General features: G+C 72.0%; 19 protein-coding genes and 1 tRNA gene. 9 read left to right on the top strand and 11 right to left on the bottom strand.

Annotated features, from left to right (window positions below; all coding sequences use genetic code 11):
- Positions 1 to 18: 18 nt before the first annotated feature.
- The 3 genes from ACZ4QV_RS18835 to ACZ4QV_RS18825 form a co-directional block, all read right to left on the bottom strand.
- On the bottom strand, positions 19 to 1521 hold the full coding sequence (locus tag ACZ4QV_RS18835) for a PP2C family protein-serine/threonine phosphatase (protein ID WP_361153183.1): 1503 nt from the start codon (positions 1519 to 1521) through the stop codon (positions 19 to 21).
- 128 nt (positions 1522 to 1649) lie between these two features.
- Positions 1650 to 2177, bottom strand: a complete 528-nt coding sequence (locus ACZ4QV_RS18830) for an FHA domain-containing protein FhaB/FipA (protein ID WP_030017036.1) — start codon at positions 2175 to 2177, stop codon at positions 1650 to 1652.
- 10 nt (positions 2178 to 2187) lie between these two features.
- On the bottom strand, positions 2188 to 3051 hold the full coding sequence (locus ACZ4QV_RS18825; RefSeq protein ID WP_467763137.1) for an FhaA domain-containing protein: 864 nt from the start codon (positions 3049 to 3051) through the stop codon (positions 2188 to 2190).
- 864 nt (positions 3052 to 3915) lie between these two features.
- On the opposite strand from ACZ4QV_RS18825, the gene ACZ4QV_RS18820 reads away from it, so the two are divergent.
- Positions 3916 to 3999: transfer RNA gene (locus tag ACZ4QV_RS18820), tRNA-Leu, on the top strand.
- A gap of 205 nt (positions 4000 to 4204) precedes the next feature.
- On the opposite strand, the gene ACZ4QV_RS18815 is transcribed toward ACZ4QV_RS18820, so the two are convergent.
- Positions 4205 to 5077, bottom strand: a complete 873-nt coding sequence (locus ACZ4QV_RS18815; RefSeq protein ID WP_361153189.1) for a LysR family transcriptional regulator — start codon at positions 5075 to 5077, stop codon at positions 4205 to 4207.
- Positions 5078 to 5221: 144 nt separating this feature from the next.
- Between ACZ4QV_RS18815 and ACZ4QV_RS18810 the strand changes: the two genes are divergently transcribed.
- From ACZ4QV_RS18810 to ACZ4QV_RS18800, 3 genes are all read left to right on the top strand, one after another.
- Positions 5222 to 6421, top strand: a complete 1200-nt coding sequence (locus ACZ4QV_RS18810; RefSeq protein WP_467763136.1) for an MFS transporter — start codon at positions 5222 to 5224, stop codon at positions 6419 to 6421.
- Positions 6422 to 6593: 172 nt separating this feature from the next.
- Entirely contained in the window at positions 6594 to 8471 is a 1878-nt protein-coding gene (locus tag ACZ4QV_RS18805) for a sensor histidine kinase (RefSeq protein WP_361614127.1), read from the top strand.
- Positions 8472 to 8556: 85 nt separating this feature from the next.
- Positions 8557 to 9243 (top strand): response regulator transcription factor, encoded by a 687-nt coding sequence (locus tag ACZ4QV_RS18800; RefSeq protein WP_361614124.1) that lies wholly within the window; start codon positions 8557 to 8559, stop codon positions 9241 to 9243.
- Between the two features lie 84 nt (positions 9244 to 9327).
- Here ACZ4QV_RS18800 and ACZ4QV_RS18795 read toward each other — a convergent pair whose 3' ends face one another.
- A complete protein-coding gene (locus tag ACZ4QV_RS18795) occupies positions 9328 to 9978 on the bottom strand; it encodes an FMN-dependent NADH-azoreductase (protein ID WP_361153199.1) in 651 nt (216 codons plus the stop codon).
- A 119-nt stretch (positions 9979 to 10097) separates the two neighbouring features.
- Here ACZ4QV_RS18795 and ACZ4QV_RS18790 point away from each other — a divergent pair, with 119 nt between their 5' ends.
- Entirely contained in the window at positions 10098 to 10460 is a 363-nt protein-coding gene (locus ACZ4QV_RS18790; protein ID WP_361153201.1) for a winged helix-turn-helix transcriptional regulator, read from the top strand.
- A 122-nt stretch (positions 10461 to 10582) separates the two neighbouring features.
- On the opposite strand, the gene ACZ4QV_RS18785 is transcribed toward ACZ4QV_RS18790, so the two are convergent.
- Complete coding sequence (locus ACZ4QV_RS18785; protein ID WP_361153204.1) at positions 10583 to 11017, bottom strand: MarR family winged helix-turn-helix transcriptional regulator; 435 nt, start codon at positions 11015 to 11017, stop codon at positions 10583 to 10585.
- A 104-nt stretch (positions 11018 to 11121) separates the two neighbouring features.
- On the opposite strand from ACZ4QV_RS18785, the gene ACZ4QV_RS18780 reads away from it, so the two are divergent.
- The 4 genes from ACZ4QV_RS18780 (at position 11122) to ACZ4QV_RS18765 (ending at position 15979) form a co-directional block, all read left to right on the top strand.
- Positions 11122 to 12408 carry an ABC transporter permease gene (locus ACZ4QV_RS18780; RefSeq protein ID WP_361614121.1) on the top strand — a complete coding sequence of 429 codons (1287 nt, stop codon included), beginning with the start codon at positions 11122 to 11124 and terminating at the stop codon, positions 12406 to 12408.
- 386 nt (positions 12409 to 12794) lie between these two features.
- Positions 12795 to 14534 (top strand): DUF2252 family protein, encoded by a 1740-nt coding sequence (locus ACZ4QV_RS18775; RefSeq protein WP_361614119.1) that lies wholly within the window; start codon positions 12795 to 12797, stop codon positions 14532 to 14534.
- Between the two features lie 184 nt (positions 14535 to 14718).
- Complete coding sequence (locus ACZ4QV_RS18770; RefSeq protein WP_361153213.1) at positions 14719 to 15624, top strand: J domain-containing protein; 906 nt, start codon at positions 14719 to 14721, stop codon at positions 15622 to 15624.
- A 10-nt stretch (positions 15625 to 15634) separates the two neighbouring features.
- Complete coding sequence (locus ACZ4QV_RS18765) at positions 15635 to 15979, top strand: rhodanese-like domain-containing protein (protein WP_361153216.1); 345 nt, start codon at positions 15635 to 15637, stop codon at positions 15977 to 15979.
- A 22-nt stretch (positions 15980 to 16001) separates the two neighbouring features.
- Here the strand turns inward: ACZ4QV_RS18765 and ACZ4QV_RS18760 are convergent, their stop codons facing one another.
- The 5 genes from ACZ4QV_RS18760 to paaB all read right to left on the bottom strand — a co-directional run bounded on the left by ACZ4QV_RS18760 (position 16002) and on the right by paaB (position 19911).
- Entirely contained in the window at positions 16002 to 17135 is a 1134-nt protein-coding gene (locus ACZ4QV_RS18760) for an acyl-CoA dehydrogenase family protein (protein ID WP_467763135.1), read from the bottom strand.
- An 82-nt stretch (positions 17136 to 17217) separates the two neighbouring features.
- On the bottom strand, positions 17218 to 18363 hold the full coding sequence (locus ACZ4QV_RS18755; protein WP_361580900.1) for a 2Fe-2S iron-sulfur cluster-binding protein: 1146 nt from the start codon (positions 18361 to 18363) through the stop codon (positions 17218 to 17220).
- Positions 18363 to 18857, bottom strand: coding sequence for a 1,2-phenylacetyl-CoA epoxidase subunit PaaD (gene paaD / locus ACZ4QV_RS18750; RefSeq protein WP_361153224.1), 495 nt, complete (start codon positions 18855 to 18857; stop codon positions 18363 to 18365). Before paaD ends, ACZ4QV_RS18755 begins: the two co-directional genes overlap by 1 nt.
- Positions 18851 to 19648 carry a 1,2-phenylacetyl-CoA epoxidase subunit PaaC gene (gene paaC, locus ACZ4QV_RS18745; protein ID WP_467763134.1) on the bottom strand — a complete coding sequence of 266 codons (798 nt, stop codon included), beginning with the start codon at positions 19646 to 19648 and terminating at the stop codon, positions 18851 to 18853. The genes paaD and paaC overlap by 7 nt, the downstream gene beginning before the upstream one ends.
- Positions 19645 to 19911: a 1,2-phenylacetyl-CoA epoxidase subunit PaaB gene (paaB, locus tag ACZ4QV_RS18740; RefSeq protein ID WP_361153393.1), complete on the bottom strand. Its 267-nt coding sequence runs from the start codon at positions 19909 to 19911 to the stop codon at positions 19645 to 19647. The genes paaC and paaB overlap by 4 nt, the downstream gene beginning before the upstream one ends.
- Between the last annotated feature and the right edge of the window lie 50 nt (positions 19912 to 19961).

Genomic DNA, 19961 nt, shown 5'->3' with positions numbered 1-19961 from the left:
CTACGGCCCCCTACGCCCTCACTGCTGGGTGCTGCAATTCTTTTCCAGCTTCTGCTGCTCCTCGGAGGGGGGCGTCTGGCTGGTGGTGGGAGTGGGCTTCGGAGTCGCCTGGGACGCACCGGGCTTGCCGGGCTTGTTGTTCTTTCGGGCGTCTTCCTCGGCCTTCTTACGGGCCGCCTCACGCTCCGCCGTCTCCCGCGTCTCCTTCGAGCGGCAGGCGGTGGCCTGCTTGCCCAGTTCGGTGACCTTGTCGATCGCCTGGTTGCGGCTGTCGACGGCGATGGTCTCCTTGACCTGGTTGCGCTGGTAGACCGGGAGGTACTTGAGTTCGATCTCCGGGTGGTCCTCGTCGACGTTGTTGAGCTTGATCCAGGCGAGGTCCTGGCTGATGCCTTGGTACAGCGCGACGTGGTCGTCCTTCGCGCCGACGAAGTACTGCGTCTGCGTCCAGCGGTAGCCCGCGTACAGGCCGCCGCCGACCACGGCCAGCGCCAGCACGAGGATCAGCGAACGCTTGATCCACCGGCCCCGGCCGCGCTCCGGCTTGAGGAACTCCTCGTCCGTGAACGCGCCGAACGAGCCCTGCGGCGGGCCCGTGACGCCGTTGTCGCCACTGCCCGGCGGGCCGAAGGAGCCGCCCGGCGCGCTCTGCGGCGCGTCCCGGTGGCGGCCCAGTTCGGCGGCGCGGGCGGCCGGCGTCTGCATCGTGCTGGGGTCGCTGAGCTGGTTCTGGTTCTCGGCGACGGCACCGACGACGACCGGGGTGTCGTTGAGGTGGCCCGCGAGGGTGTCGCCGGCGTCGACGTCCAGGACGTCGGCGACGATGCAGGTGATGTTGTCCGGGCCGCCGCCGCGCAGCGCCAGCTGGATCAGTTCCTGCACCGTCTCGTGCGGGCCGTGGTAGCTGGCGAGGGTGTCTTCGAGGGTCTGGTGGCTGACCACGCCGGACAGGCCGTCCGAGCAGATCAGGTAGCGGTCGCCGGCCCGTACCTCGCGGATGGACAGGTCGGGTTCGACGTGGTCGCCGCTGCCCAGCGCGCGCATCAGCAAGGAGCGCTGCGGGTGGGTGGTGGCTTCCTCCTCGGTGATGCGGCCCTCGTCGACGAGCCGCTGCACCCAGGTGTGGTCCTGCGTGATCTGCGTCAGGACGCCGTCGCGCAGCAGGTAGGCGCGGGAGTCGCCGACGTGGACGAGGCCGAGCCGCTGCCCGGTCCACAGCAGGGCGGTCAGGGTCGTGCCCATGCCCTCCAGCTGCGGGTCCTCCTCGACCATGACGCGTAGCTGGTCGTTGGCGCGCTGGACGGCCGTACCGAGGGAGGTGAGGATGTCGGAGCCGGGGACGTCGTCGTCGAGCTGGACGAGGGTGGAGATCACCTCGGAGGAGGCGACCTCGCCCGCGGCCTGGCCGCCCATGCCGTCGGCGATGGCGAGCAGGCGCGGGCCGGCGTAACCGGAGTCCTCGTTGCCCTCCCGGATCATGCCCTTGTGCGATCCGGCGGCGAAGCGCAGTGACAGACTCATACGCACCTCGCCCGTCGGCTCGGGGTACATCCGCACGGTGCCCACCCTCCGGTCGGGAGCACGCTCGGGTCCGTCGAGTGGACCGCCGCGGCGTGCTCGCGCCGCTCGCGCTCATTCATGACGTAGCACTACTTCCGCAGCTCGATGACGGTCTTGCCGATGCGGATCGGGGCGCCCAGCGGAATCGGTGTCGGGGTCGTCAGTCGGGTCCGGTCGAGATACGTGCCGTTGGTGGACCCGAGATCCTCGACGATCCACTGGCCGTCACGGTCCGGGTAGATCCTGGCATGCCGGCTGGAGGCGTAGTCGTCGTCCAGCACGATCGTGGAGTCGTGCGCGCGTCCCAGGGAGATGGTCTGGCCCTGGAGGGCGACGGTCGTCCCCGTCAACGTGCCCTCGGAGACCACCAGCTTTGTGGGGGCACCGCGGCGCTGACGGTTGTTGCCGCGGCCGCCTTCCTGGCGGCGCTGCTGCGGCGGAGCGGCCTGCTGGCGCTGCTGCGAACGCGCCTCCTGGCCGCCGCGGCGGGCGGCGCCGCGCTGCGTGACACGCGTGCCGAACAGGTCGCTGCGGATGACTTGGACGGCCACGATGACGAACAGCCACAGTACGGCGAGGAAACCCAACCGCATGACCGTGAGGGTCAGCTCTGACATTGCCCCCGCTTCACCCTTCGGCTTGCCGGTAAACGATGGTGGTACTGCCCACGACGATCCGCGAGCCGTCGCGGAGCGTAGCGCGGGTGGTGTGCTGCCCGTCTACCACGATGCCGTTGGTAGAACCCAGATCCTGGACGGTCGGCGGTGTTCCGACGCGGATCTCGCAGTGCCGACGGGAGACTCCCGGATCGTCGATCCGTACGTCGGCGTCGGTGCTGCGGCCCAGGACGAGGGTCGACCGGGAGATCTGGTGGCGGTTGCCGTTGATCTCGATCCAGCGTCGCGTCGGTGCGCCACGCTCCGCGCCGCCCCGGCCCTGGTACCAGCTGTCGGAGGCCGCGCCCGGCAGCCCCGGGCGGGACGCGGGCTGGGCCGCACCGGGCGGCGAGGCGGGCATGGGGGGCGGACCCACATGACCGCCGGGGCCGGACGGGCTGTTCCGGGGCGCGGTGGGGCGCTGGGCCGCGGCGGCGGCACCCGGGTGTTCCTGGGAGGTGCTGGACGCGAGGGTGCGGCTGCGGACGCGGTACAGGCCGGTGTCGAGGTCGTCGGCCTTCTCCAGGTGCACCTTGATCGGGCCCATGAAGGTGTAGCGCTGCTGCTTGGCGTAGTCGCGGACCATGCCGGAGAGCTCGTCTCCGAGCTGGCCGCTGTACGGGCTGAGCCGCTCGTAGTCGGGGGTGCTCAGTTCGACGATGAAGTCGTTGGGGACGACCGTGCGGTCGCGGTTCCAGATGGTGGCGTTGTTGTCGCACTCGCGCTGGAGCGCGCCGGCGATCTCAACGGGCTGCACCTCGGACTTGAACACCTTGGCGAAGGTGCCGTTGACGAGACCTTCGAGACGCTGCTCGAAGCGCTTCAGTACTCCCACGGGGGCACCTCCTTCCTCAGTCTTCGTCAGGTCGGTCTTCGACAGGGTCGTCCTGATACTGCTTACTGATCGTATCCACGCGCCGGGAAATCGGCTGGTTCCCCTTTCCCGTCGTGAGGACGAGTGTCGCCCCTCACAAGGTTGCTCACTGCTGCTTGCTGGTGCGTCACTCCGGCGTAACCGCGATGGGGCCGCGGTGCCGCCATGGTGAAACCTGCCGTGTCACCGGCCGCCGGGACGGGCCCCGGCACCGCGATGGCTTCGCGATGGGGCCGCGCCGGCGTTGCGATGGCACTGCGATCGTAGATGTGCCCCACTCACAGTGTCCCGCAACCGCCGGGTTCACCGACCGGGCGGGGCGGCGAGGCGGGGACGGATGTGGGCGGGGGTGTACAGGGGTGGCGGGAATCGGCCGGGGTGGCGGGAACCAGCCTGGTCCGGGGCGCGGTCCGGGGCGGGCGAGGCCGGTCGTCGGGTGGGGCGGACGGGCGTCCGCCGGAGTGGGGCGAGCGGCGACCGGGTGGGATGAACGGTGGCTGCCGGGTGTGGCGGAGGGGTGACCGGGGATCGTCCGGAGGGGGGAGTCGGTGCGGGCGTCGGCGGCGGGTGTGGCGGGACGTGAGGACGCGGGTCGGGGTGCCGGCCGTGGCGTCGGTCGTCTTGGCGGGGGCACGTCGGGTGACGGGCGGCGGGCGACGGAGGGGGCTCCACGGGGTTCCGGAGCAGGTCACGGGCGGGTGCCGGAGAACGGATGTGATGGCACCCCCGGCAGCGTGCTAATGTTCTGCATGTCGGAAGGCGCTCGCACAAGACCCGGACGGAACAGCCCGGATCGCGTGAGAGAATCGGATGACACACCCAAATGCGCGGGTGGCGGAATAGGCAGACGCGCTGGATTCAGGTTCCAGTGCCCGAAAGGGCGTGGGGGTTCAACTCCCCCCTCGCGCACAGATGAGACCCCCGGTCCGGGATTCCCGGACCGGGGGTCTTGCGTTGTGCCGGTGGCTTTCCGCACACGTCAGGTCCGCCGTGCACGGACTGACGATCAGTGAGTCCTACGTCACACCGGCGGGGGCTGCGCCGAACCGGCGGAGCCGCGTCGCGTCGGCGGGGGCTGCGCCGCACCGGCGGGAGTGTGTCGCGTCGGCGAGCGCTACGTCACATCGGTGACGGCCGTACGGAAGGCGCGGGTGCGCGCGGTCTCGCGGTCCCGGTGCCAGACGAGCCCGAGTGCGGAGTCCGGCAGGCCGGTGACCGGTACGAACGTGAGGTCGCGGCGCCCGTGGTAGTCCGCCGTGGGGCGGCAGAGCAGCATCCCGCCGCGGTCGGCGGCGGCCAGGGTGAGGCCCTCCTGGAGGGTGCGGACACCGGGTCCGGGCGGGATGGGGCGGCCGCCGGGGGTGCTGGTGGGGGCCTGGGCGTGGCGCCAGTACTCGGGGGCGGGGCCTTCGACGGTGACGAGCGGCCCGTCGGCCAGTTCCTCGGCGTCGATGGAGGCGCGGGAGGCGAAGGGGTGGCGTACGGAGACGGCCAGGGTCTGCTGCTGCTCGGAGAAGACCGGGCCCAGTACGAGGCCGGGTTCTTCGACGGGCAGCAGGACGACGGCGGCGTCGACCTCGCCCCGGTGCACCGGACCGAAAGGGTCCTGGAGCGGAATTTCGACGATCTCCGTGGCGCACCCGGGGTGGCGGGTGTGGAAGGTGTCGATGGCCCGCATGATGCGGCCGTCGGCGGTCCCCTGGAAGCCGATGCGCAGCCGGCCCTCGATGCCGCGGGCAGCGGCGACGGTGGACTCGACCGTGCCGCGCAGGGCGTCGTAGGCGGGGCGCAGTCCGGCCAGGAAGTCCGTACCCAGAGGGGTGAGCCGTACCCGGCGGCTGGTGCGCTCGACGAGGCGGGCGCCGACGCGCTGCTCCAGGGCGCGGACGAGCTGACTGACGCGGCTCTGGGAGACGTACAGGCGTGCGCCGGTGCGCCCGAAGTGCAGCTCTTCGGCGAGGACGAGAAAGCACTCCAGTTCGCGCATCTCCAGGCCGCCGGAGGGGACAGGCGCGGTGTTGCTCCGGGGGGAAGGGGTACTCCGGGTATTCCGGGATCGATGAGCCACGCTCATGGAAGCGTGAGAGGTTCGCCGTTGTTCCCGCGGGCGGCTGCGCATTGGCTGGGGGACATGACAACGATCGAGGAAACGGCGGGCCGCGACGGCGAGTTGCGGCGGGGCGGGGGGTGGCCCGCGGTGGGGGCGCTGGCGGCGGCCACGTTCACGGTGGTGACGTCGGAGATGCTGCCGGTGGGGCTGCTGACGCCGATCGGGGGCGCGCTGGGGGTGACGGACGGTACGGCGGGGCTGACGCTGACGGTGGCCGGCGTGGTCGCGGCGCTGGGAGCGCCGGTGCTCACTCTGGCGGTGGGCCGGGCGGACCGGCGGCTGGTGCTGTGCGGGCTGATGGCGATGCTTGCGGCGGCGAACCTGCTGGCCGCGTGGGCTCCGGGCTTCGGCGTGATGCTGGTGGCGCGGGTGCTGGTCGGGCTGGGCATGGGCGGCGTGTGGGCGCTGGCGGCGGGGCTCGCGGTACGGCTGGTGGCGGCGCGGTCGGTGGCCGCGGCGACATCGTTGATCTTCAGTGGGGTGGCTGCCGCGTCGGTGCTCGGGGTGCCGGTGGGCACGCTGATCGGGCAACTGGGCGGGTGGCGTGCGGCGTTCGTCGTGGTGGGCGTGCTGGCGGCGCTGGTCACGGGGGCGTTGGCCGTGCTGCTGCCGCCGCTGCCGGCCGAGGGGGCGGTACGGCTGGGCGGGGTGCTGCGGCTGTTCCACGACGCGCGGGTGCGGACCGGGCTGGTCGTGGTGGCGCTTCTGGTGGGCGGGCACTTCGCCGCGTACACGTATGTGCGGCCGGTGCTGGAGGAGGTGTCCGGGGTCGGTCCCGGGGTGATCAGCACGCTGCTGCTGGTGTACGGGGTCGCGGGGGTGGCGGGCAACTTCGTGGGCGGTGCGGGGGCGGGGCGGTCGCCGCGCGGCACGCTGGTGGTGATCAGCGCGGTGCTGGCCGGGGCCGTGCTGCTGGTGCCCGTGCTGGGGGTGGGCGTGCCGGGCGCGTCGGCGTTGCTGGCGGTCTGGGGGCTGGCTTACGGAGGAGTGTCGGTCAGCACGCAGACGTGGCTGATGGTGGTGGCCCCGGAGGCGCGGGAGGCGGCGTCCGCGCTGTTCGTGGCGGTGTTCAACGCGGCCATCGCGCTGGGTGCCTTCGGCGGTGGACGGGTGGTGGACGGCTGGGGGATCACCGCGGTGCTGTGGAGCGGGGGCGCGCTGGCCGTGGGGGCGTTGATCGCGGTGGGGGTGGGGCAGGGGCCTGGGGGCGGGAGGGTGTGAAGGGAGAGGGGGAGGGGGGAGGAGGACGGTCCGGGGTGGGGCCGGGTGGGGTCTGGGTCGGTGTGTGGGGGGCGGAGGGGTGCGGTGGGGTGGCGGGGCCGCGACTTTCGTCGCGGGAGGGAGCGACGAATGGTGACTGTGTCGGTGGGCGGGGCGTGCCTACGCTCGGTACGTGAACATCAGGGGGAAGGAACAGGTGGCGGGCCGGGTGGCGGCCCGGGCCGCGGAGGCCCGGGCGGCGGTCGGGCGGGGATGGCGGTGCCTGGCCCGTCCGGAGCAGTGGCCGCCGTACCGCGTCGTCGGTGAATCGCTGCTGGCACTGCTGCTGGGGCTGATCGCGCTCGGCATACAGAAGCTCGTCGACAGCGGCGACGTCCGTACGTGGCTGGTGACGGGTGCGGTGGTGGTGCTCGCCCCGCTGCGCCGAGCCCTGCCCGGTACGGTCCTGATCCTCGCGGCGGCGCTGAGCTGGCCCTGCCCGGGGATGACGGTGCTGCTGATCGTGGCGGGCTGGTCGGCCGGGCGCCGGATCGCGGGCAGCGCGCGGGCGCTGGCGGTGTTCGCGGTGGCGCTGGTGGTGAGCACGGTGGTGCCGGTGGTCCCGGACCTCCCTCTGGTGTCACCGGAAAAGCTGATGATCCTGGCGGTGTCCTTCCTGGCGATAGTGGCCATGCCGGGCATCTCCAGCCGCTACTGGTCGCAGAACCGCACCCTGGTGGAGACACTCCACGCACAGCGCACCCAACTGCTGCGGGAGAACGCGATGATCGCCCGCCAGACGCGGTTGCGCGAGCGGCAGCGCATCGCGCAGGACATGCACGACAGCCTGGGGCACCAGCTCACGCTGATCGCCGTGCACACGGGCGCGTTGGAGGTGGACTCCGAGCTCAACGGGCGGCAGCGGGAGGCCGTCGGCGTGCTGCGCGGAGCCTCGGTGGCGGCGATGCGCGAACTGCGCGAGGTCGTGGGCCTGCTGCGCGACGAGCACGAGGAAACGGCCGCGGCGCATCCGGCGATCGGCGCGGGCACGGCTCCGGACGCGGGGCAGCGCGGGGTGGACCAGGTGGACGCGCTGGCCGAGGCGTCGCGTGGCGCGGGAGCGCGAATATCCGTCTCCCGGGCGGGAGAACCGCGCGCGCTGGCGCCGGCCGTGGACCGGGCCGCGTACCGCATCGTGCAGGAAGGGCTGACCAACGCGCACAAGCACGCGTCGGGCGCGCCGGTGGCGGTGGCACTGCGCTACGAGCCGGACTCGCTGCTGGTGGAGGTCGTCAACGGGCCGGTGCCGCCGGGTGCGGCCGGCGGTCCTCAGGTCAGCGGCGGCCAGGGACTGACGGGGCTGCGGGAGCGGGCGCGGCTGGTGGGCGGCATGGTGCACAGCGGCCCGGTGCCGGGCGGCGGCTTCCGGCTGGCAGGGGTTCTGCCGTACGGGCCGGTGGCGGTGTCGGCCAGGGAGCCCGTACCGACGGCCGAAGCGGCAGGGGCGGCGGGTGGACCGGGCGGCCTGAGCGGTCCGGGCGGCCTGATCAGCCCCGGGGGATCAGATGGCCCGGGTGGTTCCGGCGGCGGTTTCCCGGACACCGATCGTGGACGTCCCGTGGTGCGTACCGGCAAGGACGGCCGGCCGGTCATCGACTGGTCGCGGGTGTACGCGGCGCCGGACACGGCGATGTTCCGCGGGGAGGCGAGGCGCAGCGGGTTTGCCGTCGGGTGCGGTCTGGCGGCGGGCGTGGTCGTGGTCCTGGGCCTGGTGACCGCGTGGGGGATGGTCGAGCTCTTCAAGGCGATGAAGGACAGTTCGGTGTCACCGGGCACCTTCGAGCAGATGAGGGTCGGGACGCCGGAGGAGGAGGTGCGAGAAGAATTGCCGGAGGAGTCGTTCCTGAACAGCGGGCTGAACGACCAGGGGCCCGCGAAGCCGGAGGGCGCGCGCTGCGAGACGTTCGCGTCCGCCGAACCGTCTGCGGACTGGGCGGAGGAGCGCGCGTTCCGGTTCTGTTTCAAGGACGGGAAGCTCGTGGAGAAGCAGACCTTCCTGGGGAAGGTCTGAGGGCGGCCGGACGGACCGGCGCGTGAATGGGGGGAAGATGGCGCTGTCCGTGGAAACAACCGACCGAGCCCGTGCGGGAGCCCGAGTGATCAGGGTGATCGTCGCTGACGACGAGCCGCTCATCAGAGCCGGTATCCGGATGATCCTCACCTCCGACCGGGACATCGCGGTCGTGGCGGAGGCGGGCAACGGCAAGGAGGCGGTCGAGGCCGCGCGGGGCCACGGCGCGGACGTGGTGCTCCTGGACATCCAGATGCCGGTCATGGACGGGCTGACGGCACTCGCCGAGCTGCGCCGCGCGGTACCGGCCGTACGCGCCTTGATCCTGACGACGTTCGGGGAGCGGGAGAACGTCCTGCGGGCGATGGGTGAGGGAAGCGCGGGCTTCCTGCTGAAGGACTCCGCGCCGGACGAACTGATCCGTGCGGTGCGCGCCGCGGCCGAGGGCCATGCCTACATGTCACCGGTGGCGACCCGGCACGTGGCCGATTCGCTGGTGGCACACGGCAGCGGTGCGGGCGCCGAGACCGGTGCGACGCGCACGGCACGGCGTGCGGAAGAGGCCAGGCGGCGGCTGTCCGTCCTGACGGAGCGGGAGAAGGAGGTGCTGTCCCTGCTCGGCGAGGGGCTTTCCAACGCCGACGCGGGTGAGCGGATCCACATGAGCGAGGCGACGGTGAAGACGTACGTCAGCCGGATCCTGTCCAAGCTGGGCTGCGAGAACCGGGTACAGGCGGCGTTGCTCGCGCGCGACGCGGAGTCGGGGGCGTAGGGCCGCCCGGCCCGGAGCGCGTCCGGGCCGGGCATGCACCGGGCCTGTGCCGGGCGTGTGCGGGCCTGTGCCGGGCGTGCCGCGTCAGGCGGCGAGGCGCGTGGCGAGGGCCTTGGCCTTGTCGGCGGCTTCCTGGAAAGCCTTGTCGCGGGACGCCTCGTACAGGGGTATGAGGTCGGCCATCGCGGGGTTGGTGGGCGCCATCGTCAGCTCGGGGACGATGAAGTCGACCTCCATGCCGAACATGGTGCCGAACACGGCCTCCAGGTAGTTCTGCACATAGTCGAAGCCTTCGCGGGGCGTGCCCGGGGCGTACGAGCCGCCACGGCTGGTGACGACGGTCAGCGGCTTGCCCTTGAGTGTGGACTCGTCCCCGGTGGTCCGGCCCATGATGATCACGTAGTCCAGCCATGCCTTCACGGTGGAGGGGATCGTGAAGTTGTACATGGGCGCGCCGAGGACGACCGCGTCCGCCTGCTCCAGCTCCTCCACCAGTTCGAGGCGCTGCGCGAAAGCGGCCCGCTGCTCGGGGGTGAGGTCATCCGGGGCGCTGAAGGCGGCGGTGAACCCAGCGGCCTCCAGGTGCGGCAGCGGAGTGGCGGCGAGGTCGCGGTAGACGACGGTGCCGTCGGGGTGCTGCTCCTCCCATGCCTTGCGGAAGGCCGCGGTCACCGCGCGGGAGGCGGATCCGTCGGCCGGGAAGAGGGAGGAGTCGAGGTGCAGGAGCGTGGCCATGATGCGGTCCTTCGGTCGTGGCCGGCGTACGGCCTGCGGATGAGTTCCGTTCGTACCTATGGATAGAACAGTAGCTTACTTTTATTCAGTACCCAACGAGGGCGCAGTAACCTGGGCGTATGACGGAGCGCGGCGAAGAGGCATGCAGGCAGGTGGACACCGGCATGACGCGGGTCTTCTCGCTGTTGGGCAAGCGGTGGACGGGCCTGGTCGTGGCCGTCCTTCTCGACGGCCCGGTGTACTTCGCCGAGCTACGGCGGGCGGTCCCCGGAATCAGTGAGCGCATGCTCTCGGACCGGCTCACGGAGCTGTCCGCGGCCGGTCTGGTCGTACGCGAGGTGGACGGCGGCCCGCCGCTGCGCGTCTCGTACCGCCTGACCGAGGCGGGGCGGGCGCTCGACCCCGCCCTCAAGGAACTGTCCCGGTGGGCGGAGACGTACCTCGCCGACGGCGGGCAGTGTCCGGCGCGCTTCCGGGGCTGAGCGGGGGCGGGGACGGCAAGGGCTGCCGAGGTGGCAGAGGCAGGGCCCCTCCCGGTCGAGACGGCAGGGGCGGGATTCCCGGTCGGCGCGGCAGAGGCAGGGCTCGGGCCCGTCTGCGACTCTCAGCCGAGCCGCGCCTGCGCGGCGTTGTAGCGCAGCAGGTACGAGGCGAAACGGTCCAGGTCCTCCTCGTCCCAGTCGGCGAGCCGCTCGTGGAACGCCTGGCGGCGGCTGGCGGTGACGTTGGCCAGCATCTGCGCGCCCTTGGTCGTGGGGTGCAGCACCTGGACGCGGTGGTCGTCCGGGTCGACGCGGCGCTCGACGAAGCCGAGCTTCTCCAAGGCGGAGATCTGCCGGCTGACCGTGGACTTGTCCAGGAGGTAATGCGCGGCGAGGTCGGTCGCGCGGCAGCCCTTCTGATCGTCGAGATGCGCCAGCAGTGTGTAGGAGACGAGCGAGAGCTCGGGGTGCATACGGGCGGCGGTGGCGCGTGCCCGGCGGGCGAACGCGGTCATCTCCTGCTGGATGGTCTCGACGGATTCGTCTCTGCGGGCCACGGGTGCTTGCCTTTCGTCGTAGTAGTTGTATAGTACAACGTGAAGTGAGAGTTGTATAAGCCAACTACTCGATGCTGAGCGACTAGCTTGAGAAGGCACGACGCATGAGTTCGGTCCGACGTCCTGACCACCACCGCCCCGACCACCGAGCCGATCTGCGGCACGTCCTGACCCACCTGATCACCCCGTTGCTGATGTGCATCGGGATGGGCCTGGCCTACCTGGGGGCGTTCGCGCACCCCGAGCCGCACCACCTGCCCGTCGCCGTGGTCGGTTCGGGATCCCCGGCACAGGTGCTCGCCCAGTCGATCAGTGACAAGGCGCACGGCGGCCTGGACGTCCGCACGGTCGGCGACCGGGCCGAGGCCGTGGACCAGCTGAAGCACCAGGAGATCTTCGGCGCGTACGTGATGGACGCGCACGCCGCCGGCAGCGGTGCGCCGGCCGGGGCGAGCGGCGGAGCGCCGGCCTCGAAGGGGGGCGGCGCGTCGGCGGCGAAGAACGGCGCAGGGGCGAAGGCGGCGCCGGAACTGATGGTCGCGACCGCCGGCTCCGACACCACGGCGACCGTGGTGCAGAAGATCTTCACGCCCGTCGCGGCCCAGCAGGGCACGCCGCTCAAGGTCACCGATGTCGCTCCGCCGAGCGAGGACGACCCGACGGGCCAGGGCCTCTTCTTCCTGATGGTCGCGATCAGCATCGGCTCGTACGCCTCGGTCGCGGTGATCGGCGGCGCCGGGGCCGTCCTGCCGATCCGGCTGCGCGCGGCGCTGGCGGTCGGTACCTCCTTCGTGGTCAGCATCCTCGGAACGCTCTTCGCCGGACCGGTCTTCCACCTCGTGGACCACGGGCTGTGGGGGCTGTGGGCCATGGCCTGGCTGTACTCGGCGGGCATCCTGCTGATCGGTACCGGCCTGCACACGTTCCTCAAGCGCTGGACCACGCTGGGTGTCATGGCGCTGTTCGTCATGCTCAACTTCACCTCTGCGGGCGGTGTCTTCCGCCCCGAGCTGCAGAACGGTTTCTTCGCCTCCCTCCACGCGTTCTGGAACGGCGCCGGCTTCGTCGAGGGCACCCGCAGCCACGTCTACTTCGACGGCAACGGGCTGGCCGGGCACGTCTGGACGCTGGTGCTGTGGCTGATCGTGGGCTTCGTGATGATCGGCGTGGCATCCCTTGCCGAGGCACGCCGCCGGCGCGCGGCGGCGGCAGCAGCGCAGAACGCGACGGCCGTGGCCGCAGCCGCCGTGGCCGCAACGGTGCCGGAACGCCGCCCCGCCCATGCTGCGGGGGCCGGCGATGGCCGGAACGCGGAGCGGGCTGGGCGGTCCGAGGCAGATGAAAAGGCCGAGGAGGCCGAGGAGGAGATGGAAGAGGCAGTCGGAGTCTGAGCCGACCGGGCCGACCGGGCCGGGCGAGCCTGGGCAGGATCGCCCGGGCCGGGTGAACCGACCGGTCCGGGCGGCCCGACCCAACCGCCCCAACCGCCCCAACCGACCCGACCGACCGGGTCGACCGAGTCGTAAGGCACCCGCCACGGGTGACGCACCCGCCTCGCCCCTTCCCACTCCGTCCCGCAGATCCGTCCCTCAAATCCGTCACCCAGAGTTATCCACAGGCCCTGCCGCAAGGCGGGGTCTGTCTGTACCGTCGTGAACACGCGGCGGAGACAGCGCTCCGCCAACCGGCGGCAGACCACCGGTTTCTGCGGGTTCCGACGCGGCCGGACGACGGAGTCCGGGGCAGGGGCAGGGGTACGAAGGGGGAGGTGGCGGCGATGACGCGATTGCCGTACGTAACGGGGTTCGCGAAGCCGGACGCGCGGGGACCCGCACCGAAAGCGGTCGGCAAGGCGCTCCGGGAGCGGGCACCCCGCTCCGCGCACGGCCGGTTCACGCCGGACGCCGGGCGGCCCGACGCGGTGACGACGGTCGAGGAATCCAACACCGGCCGTCTACCGGAACTGGTGCCCATACGGGTCGGCCGCATGGCTGCCGGTCCCTTCGCCTTCCTCCGCGGGACCGCCGGCCTGATGGCGTACGACCTGATGACCACCCCGGTGACCGGCATCGGCGCGCAGATATGCGGTGACGCGCACGCGGCCAACTTCGGTCTCTACGGCGACGCCCGCGGCAAGCTGGTGATGGATCTCAACGACTTCGACGAGACGTTGTACGGGCCCTGGGAATGGGACCTGAAGCGGCTCGTGGCGTCGTTGGTGCTGGCCGGCCGGGAGGCGGGGGCGAGTGAGGAGCAGTGCCGTGAGGCGGCCCGGGACGCGGTGGGTGCGTACCGCCGCACGATGCGGCTGCTGGCGGGCATGTCGGCCGCCGACGCCTGGCACGCGATAGCCGACGAGGAACTGGTCTCCCACACGGACGCCCGCGATCTGCTGGGCACGCTGGAGCGGGTGGTGGCCAAGGCCCGGAAGAACACCAGCGCGCGGTTCGCGGCGAAGGCGACGGAGGAGATATCCGGCGGCGGCAGGAGGTTCGTGGACGCCCCGCCCGTACTGCGGCGCATACCGGACGCGGAGGCCGCCGCGGTCGCCTCCTCGCTCGCCGGCTACCTGGACACGCTGCCGGAGCACCGGCTCCCGCTGCTGGCCAGGTACGAGGTGCAGGACGTGGCGTTCAGGGTGGTGGGCACGGGGAGTGTGGGCCTGCGCTCCTATGTGGTGCTGCTGCTCGACCACCGTGGTGAGCCACTGGTGCTCCAGGTGAAGGAGGCGAGGAGTTCGGCGCTGACACCGTACGCGGAGAAGGCCGGCTTCCCTGCGTCGGCGGTCGCGCACGAGGGCCGACGGATCGTACGCGGACAGCGGCACATGCAGGTGGTGAGCGACAGCTTGCTGGGCTGGACGACGGTGTACGAGCCGCACGCGGGAAGCGGTGAGAGCGGCGGTGACGCAGGCGAGCAAGCGGGGCGGGGACGCGAGCGAGGGCGTGGCAGGGGCCGGGGCGAGGAGTGGGCTGAGGGGCCTGGCGAGGCGTGGGGTGAGGGGCACGGTGAGGCGTGGGGCGAAGGGCGTAACGGGGCGTGGGGTGCGGGGCGTGGCGGGACGGGGTGTGCGAAGCGGGGAGTGACGTGGGGCGCGAGGCCGGGCAGGGCCTGGGGTGAGGGGCTGGGCGAGGGCGAGGGCGAGACGTCGGCCCGGTGGCGGGCTGAGGGGTGGGCGGGGGCACGACACGAAGGGCGGGGTGGGGGGCGGGGGGAGGGGGCGGGGAGGCCCTACCAGGTGCGGCAGTTCCGGAACCGTAAAGGCAGCGTCGACCCGACCGCCCTAGCCGGCGACCAGATCGACGACTACGCACGGATGACAGGCGCGTTGCTGGCCCGGGCGCATGCGCACAGCGCCGATCCGCGTGTGGTGGCGGGTTACTGCGGCAAGGGGGAGGCGTTGGACGAGGCGCTGGCCGACTTCGCGGTGGTCTACGCGGACCGTACGGAGGCGGATCACGCGGAGTTGGTCGCGGCGATCAGGAAGGGACGGATAGCCGCGGAGACGGGAGTCTGAGCGGGGTCGGCACGGGCCGTAGGGTGGCCGGGTGACGAACTCGCAGGCGGAGAACGCGCAGGACGGCCAGGACGCACACGCTGACCACGGGGCCCCGGGGCATGCGGCCCACGCGACGCAAGGGGGACACCAGGCCCAGGCGGGTCAGGAGGGCCCGACAGGCCAGGCGGGTCAGGGGGGCCTGATGGATCAAGGGACTCAGCCGGGGCAGACGGGGCAGGCGGGCCCGGCGGCCGATGCGGTGCGGGGCGATCACGCCGACCCCGGCGTCCAGGGTGCGGATGCGGGCCGCGCACACGAGGACGACGGCGCGGGCGGGGCTTCGACGCGGCGGTTGGCGCGGGCGGTGGAAACCGCTGAGCAGGCGTTGATCGAGTTCGAGATCGCGGTGGAGACCTTCCGGGTGGAGGTGGAGAACTTCTCCCGGCTGCACCATCAGCGCCTCGGCCCCATGTACGCGCGGCTGGACGAGCTGGATGCCCGGATCGCCGAGGCGATCGCAGCTCGTACGGGCGACCCCGAGGACGTACGCAAGGCGCGGGAGGCGCGGGCGTCGGTGCTGCCGATGCCTGATGTCGAGGAGCTCTTCCACGGGTGGATGGGGTCCGAGGGGCTGTACCCGGAGGCCGAAGCGATGCTCAACGAACAGTCGGTCCGGCCGCCGCAGAAGGTGCGGCCGAGCGAGGAGGCCCGTCGGGTCTACCGCGACCTGGTGCGCAAGGCCCACCCCGACCTGGCGCGCGACGAGGCCGAGCGGGGCCGCAGGGACGCGTTCATCATGCGGGTCAACGCCGCGTACGGGGCCGGGGACGAGGCGGCGCTGCGTGAGCTGGCCCGTGAGTGGGAGGCCGGCCCGGTGCCGCAGGAGCAGCGGCCGAGCGAGAGTGAGGAGCTCTACGCGCGGCTGGAGTGGCTGGCGGCGCGTAAGGAGATGCTCGCGGCGATCGCCGCCGAGCTGGAGGACAGTGCGATCGGCGCGATGATCAAGATGGCGCCCGAGGATCCGGACGCGCTGCTGGAGGAGATCGCCGAGAAGCTGTTGGCGGATGTGGCCGAGCGCGAGGCGTACCTGACGCAGCTGGTCGGGTAGCGTCGGGCCCATGCATTTCGGTTCTCTGCCCACGGTCAAGGTGGACGCATTGACGTCCGAGGACTTCCTCCTGGACGTCCGGGAGGATGACGAGTGGGAGGCGGGGCACGCCGAAGGCGCGCTGCACATCCCCATGAGCGAGTTCGTCGCCCGGTACGGCGAGTTGACGGAGCGGGCGCCCGACGGCGGCAAGGTCTATGTGCTGTGCCGGGTCGGTGGCCGTTCCGCGCAGGTCGCCCAGTACCTGATCCAGCAGGGCATCGACGCGGTGAACGTCGATGGCGGGATGCAGGCGTGGGAGGCTTCCGGCCGCCCGGTGAAGGACAGCAAGGGCGAGCCGGGCGCGGTCGTCTGACCTGCCGCGTTCGGCCGGCCGCTCAGCCGAGGGCGTGGGCGGCCAGCAGGTCGCCCAGGGCTTCTTCGTGTGCGGCGGCGGGGCCGAGCGAGAGTTCGAGCTGCTTCGCCCAGGCGTGGTACCGGTGCAGTGCGTAGTCGGTGTCCGCTCCGAAGCCGCCGTGCAGGTGCTGTGCGGTCTGCACGACGCGGCGTACGCCCTCCGACGCCCAGATTTTGGCCACCGCGACATCCCCCGCCGGCGGCAGTGCGCCGTTCGCGCCGCTGCTGATGCGCCACGCGGCCTGCCAGAGGGTGGCCTCCATGGCCCGCAGGTCGATGTAGCGGTCGGCGGCCTGGACGGCGACGGCCTGGAAGGTGGCGACGGGGAAGCCGAACTGTTCGCGCTTCGCCGTGTAGGCGCTGGTCATGGCCAGTACGGCTTGGCCGAGGCCGAGGGCCAGCGCGCAGGTGCCGGTGGTGAGGAGGTTGCGCAGCCACTCCCAGGCGCCGGGCGCGGTGATCATCTCTTCGTCGCGGATCCGTACGGAGTCCAGGTGGACTTCCGCGTGGCGTTCGCCGTTGGTGGAGGTCTGGTCGTCGAGGCGGACGCCGTGCTGGAGGCGGGGTACGAGGGCGAGCACGGCGGTTCCGTCGCCGGTGTGGGCGGGGACGAGGAGGCGGTCGGCGGCCTGCGCCCAGGGGACGGCGGTCTGCATGCCGTCGAGGACCCAGCCGGTGTCTTCATGGCGGGCGGTGACGGCGAGCTCGGCAGGGTCGTGGCCGGTGCGTCCGGCAGCGGCGACCGTCAGGACCAGCTCGCCGCGTCCGGCCCGGGGCAGTACATCGGCGCGCAGAGCGTCGGTGGCGTAGGTCTGGACAGCGAGGCCCGCGGCGCTGTTCTCCAGCAGCGGTACGCGGGCGAGCACCTTGGCGGACTCGCACAGCACCAGGCAGAGCGCGATCGGGTCCAGCCCCGCACCGCCGTACTCCGGGGCGAGCACCAGGCTCAGCAGGTCGGCGTCGGCCAGCTTGCGCCACAGGGGGCGGTCGATGTCGTCGGCCACGGCACCGGCGGTGAGGGCTGGGCTCGGCACGCTGTCGGGAGCGACATCCGCGAAGACCGCCTTGGCCGCCTCGACGGCCGCCTGCTGCTCCTCGGTGAAGGTGAAGTCCACTGTCCTGTCCTCCCGCGTGCCCGCACGGCGACTGCCTGACGGGTCGTCAAGTTAGAACAGGTTGCAGTATTTGTGAATGGGGTCAGCGGTCGAAGTCCAGCTCGACCTCCTCCGTCACGGGATGCGACTGACAGGCGAGAACGTATCCCGATGCGACTTCCTCGTCCTCCAAGGCATAGTTGCGGTCCATCCGGACCTCACCCGACACCAGGAACGCGCGGCAGGTGCCGCAGACGCCTCCCTTGCAGGCGTACGGGGCGTCCGCCCTGTTGCGCAGCACGGTTTCCAGCAGCGGTTCACCGTCCAGGACCGGCCAGCTACCTGCCCGGCCGTCCAGGGTCGCGGTCACGGTGCTGTGGGCGGGGGCGCGAAGAGGTTCGGGGCCGCCGGGGAGAGAGGTGGAGTCTCCCGCAACCGTGGTGCCCGCGAAGGTGGGGGCAGTAACGGTGGGGTTCGTGGAGGCGGCGTCCGCGAGGGCGGCTTCCGCGGGTGTGGGCCCGGATATGTGGAAGATTTCTTCGTGGATGCGGTTCCGGGGGACCTGGAGGCTGCGCAGGGCGTGTTCCGCGGCTTGGACGAGGCCGTACGGGCCGCACAGGTACCAGCCGTCGACGGATGCCACGGGCAGCAGGGCGGGCAACAGCGCGCGCAGCCGTTCCTCGTCCAGTCGGCCGGAGGACAGGCCCGACTGCTGATCCTCGCGGGAGAGGACGGAGACGAGCTGGAAGCGCTCCGGGAAGCGGTCCTTGAGGTCGGCGACCTCCTCCAGGAACATCGTCGACGCTGCCGTACGGTCGCTGCGGACCAGGCAGAAACGGGCGTCCGGCTGACGGGTCAGCAGCGTCGCGACGATGGACAGCACCGGTGTGATGCCGCTGCCGCCGACGATGCCGACGAAGTGCCCGGGGCGGGGCTCCAGAACGAAGCGCCCGGCCGGCGCCATGACGTCGACCGTGTCACCGACGGCCAGTTCCTTGAGCGCGTAGGTGGAGAACTCGCCGTCCTCGACCAGCCGTATCCCCACCCGCAGCACGGGGGCGTCCGCTGCCGGGGTGCAGATCGAGTACGTACGGCGGATCTCCCGGCCGTCCACCGTGCGGCGCAGGGCGATGTGCTGGCCCGGGACGTGCCGGAAGGTCGTGCGCAGCTCTGGCGGCACCTGGAAGGTGACGGCGACGGCGTCGTCCGTGAGCCGTTCGATCTCCGCGACCCGGAGCGGGTGGAACATCACAACTCCTTGAAGTGGTCGAACGGTTCGCGGCAGGTCTCGCAGCGGCGCAGTGCCTTGCAGGCGGTGGAGGAGAACCGGCTGAGCAGCGTGGTGTCGGTCGATCCGCAGTGCGGGCAGCGGATGGCCAGCGCCACCGGTACGGGCCCGCCGGCCGGGCCGGTGGGGCGCGGCGGGGCGATGCCGTACTCGGTCAGCTTGCGGCGGCCCTCGGCCGTGATCGCGTCGGTCGTCCACGGCGGGTCGAGGACGGTACGCACCTCGACCTGGGGGACGCCGTTGTCGTGGAGGACGCGTTCGATGTCGGCGGACATGGCCTCGACGGCGGGGCAGCCCGTGTACGTCGGGGTGAGTTCGACCTCCACCTGCCCGGGGCCGGTCAGCCGCAGCCCGCGGAGAACGCCCAGTTCGGCCAGGGTGACGACCGGCAGCTCCGGGTCGGGTACGGAGCCGGCCAGATCGCGCAGCCGTTCTTCGAGGGCGGTGGTCACCATGTCGCCCCCGGGTGGCTTCGATGCAGGTGCTGCATCTCGGCGAGCATCCGGCCGAACGGTTCGGTGTGCAGCCCTTGGCGCCCGGCCCCCGCGGTCCAGGCACCGCGGCTCGGGCCCTGGGGGACGGTGAGGGTGGCTTGCGTTAGGATGTCCTCGATGCGGGTGGTCCAGGCGTCGTGCAGGGCGGGCAGGTCGACGTCCAGCCCCGGCACGGGCTCGAAGAGCTCGCCGGTGAAGCGCCACAAGGCGGTCAGGCCGCGCTGCATCCGCTCGTGGCTCTCCTCGGTGCCGTCGCCCAGGCGCAGGGTCCACTGCTCGGCGTGGTCACGGTGGTAGGCGACCTCCTTGACCGCCTTCGCCGCCAGCGGGGCCAGTGGGGAGCCCCCGGAGGCCAGGTGGCCGTACAGCAGCTCCTGGTAGGTGGAGAAGTACAGCTGGCGGGCGATGGTGTGGGCGAAGTCGCCGTTGGGCTGCTCGACGAGCTGGCAGTTGCGGAAGGCCCGTTCCTCGCGGAGGTAGGCCAGTTCGTCCTCGTCCCCGGCGAGGGAGAGCAGGACGCGGGCCTGGCCGAGGAGGTCCAGCGCGATGTTGGCGAGGGCCACCTCCTCCTCCAGTACGGGGGCGTGCCCGGCCCACTCCCCCAGCCGGTGGGACAGGACGAGGGCGTCGTCACCGAGGGCCAGGGCCGGGGCAGCGGCGGCGACGTCCCGGGCGAGGGAGCCCGCGGGGGCGGGAGCCGCGGCGGTGCTGTCGGCGGTGGCCGGGGCCTGTGCTGTCGGTACGGGCTTCACAGGTGCTGCACCCCGTCCGGGATCTCGTAGAAGGTCGGGTGGCGGTAGGGCTTGTCGGCGGCCGGTTCGAAGAAGGAGTCCTTCTCGTCCGGGGAGGAGGCGGAGATCGTGGCGGACGGGACCACCCAGATCGAGATGCCTTCCGAGCGGCGGGTGTAGAGGTCGCGGGCGTTGCGCAGGGCCATCTCGGCGTCCGGAGCGTGCAGGCTGCCCGCGTGGGTGTGGGACAGGCCGCGCCGGCTACGGACGAAGACCTCCCACAGGGGCCAGTCGGTGGGCTTCGCGGTGGGCGTGGCCGGTGTGCTGCCCCGGT

This window comes from Streptomyces sp. NPDC026394, assembly GCF_055567735.1.
The sequence above is the reverse complement of the archived record's forward strand: the minus strand, read 5'-3'. Positions and strand labels throughout refer to the sequence as shown.

Excerpts from the sequence above, each read along its gene's own strand:
- ACZ4QV_RS18835 (WP_361153183.1), bottom strand. The coding sequence starts at position 1,521 with ATGAGTCTGTCACTGCGCTTCGCCGCCGGATCGCACAAGGGCATGATC.
- ACZ4QV_RS18830 (WP_030017036.1), bottom strand. The coding sequence starts at position 2,177 with ATGTCAGAGCTGACCCTCACGGTCATGCGGTTGGGTTTCCTCGCCGTA.
- ACZ4QV_RS18815 (WP_361153189.1), bottom strand. The coding sequence starts at position 5,077 with ATGCGCGAACTGGAGTGCTTTCTCGTCCTCGCCGAAGAGCTGCACTTC.
- ACZ4QV_RS18810 (WP_467763136.1), top strand. The coding sequence starts at position 5,222 with ATGACAACGATCGAGGAAACGGCGGGCCGCGACGGCGAGTTGCGGCGG.
- ACZ4QV_RS18795 (WP_361153199.1), bottom strand. The coding sequence starts at position 9,978 with ATGGCCACGCTCCTGCACCTCGACTCCTCCCTCTTCCCGGCCGACGGA.
- ACZ4QV_RS18790 (WP_361153201.1), top strand. The coding sequence starts at position 10,098 with ATGACGGAGCGCGGCGAAGAGGCATGCAGGCAGGTGGACACCGGCATG.
- ACZ4QV_RS18780 (WP_361614121.1), top strand. The coding sequence starts at position 11,122 with ATGAGTTCGGTCCGACGTCCTGACCACCACCGCCCCGACCACCGAGCC.
- ACZ4QV_RS18775 (WP_361614119.1), top strand. The coding sequence starts at position 12,795 with ATGACGCGATTGCCGTACGTAACGGGGTTCGCGAAGCCGGACGCGCGG.
- ACZ4QV_RS18770 (WP_361153213.1), top strand. The coding sequence starts at position 14,719 with ATGGATCAAGGGACTCAGCCGGGGCAGACGGGGCAGGCGGGCCCGGCG.
- ACZ4QV_RS18765 (WP_361153216.1), top strand. The coding sequence starts at position 15,635 with ATGCATTTCGGTTCTCTGCCCACGGTCAAGGTGGACGCATTGACGTCC.
- ACZ4QV_RS18755 (WP_361580900.1), bottom strand. The coding sequence starts at position 18,363 with ATGTTCCACCCGCTCCGGGTCGCGGAGATCGAACGGCTCACGGACGAC.
- paaD (WP_361153224.1), bottom strand. The coding sequence starts at position 18,857 with ATGGTGACCACCGCCCTCGAAGAACGGCTGCGCGATCTGGCCGGCTCC.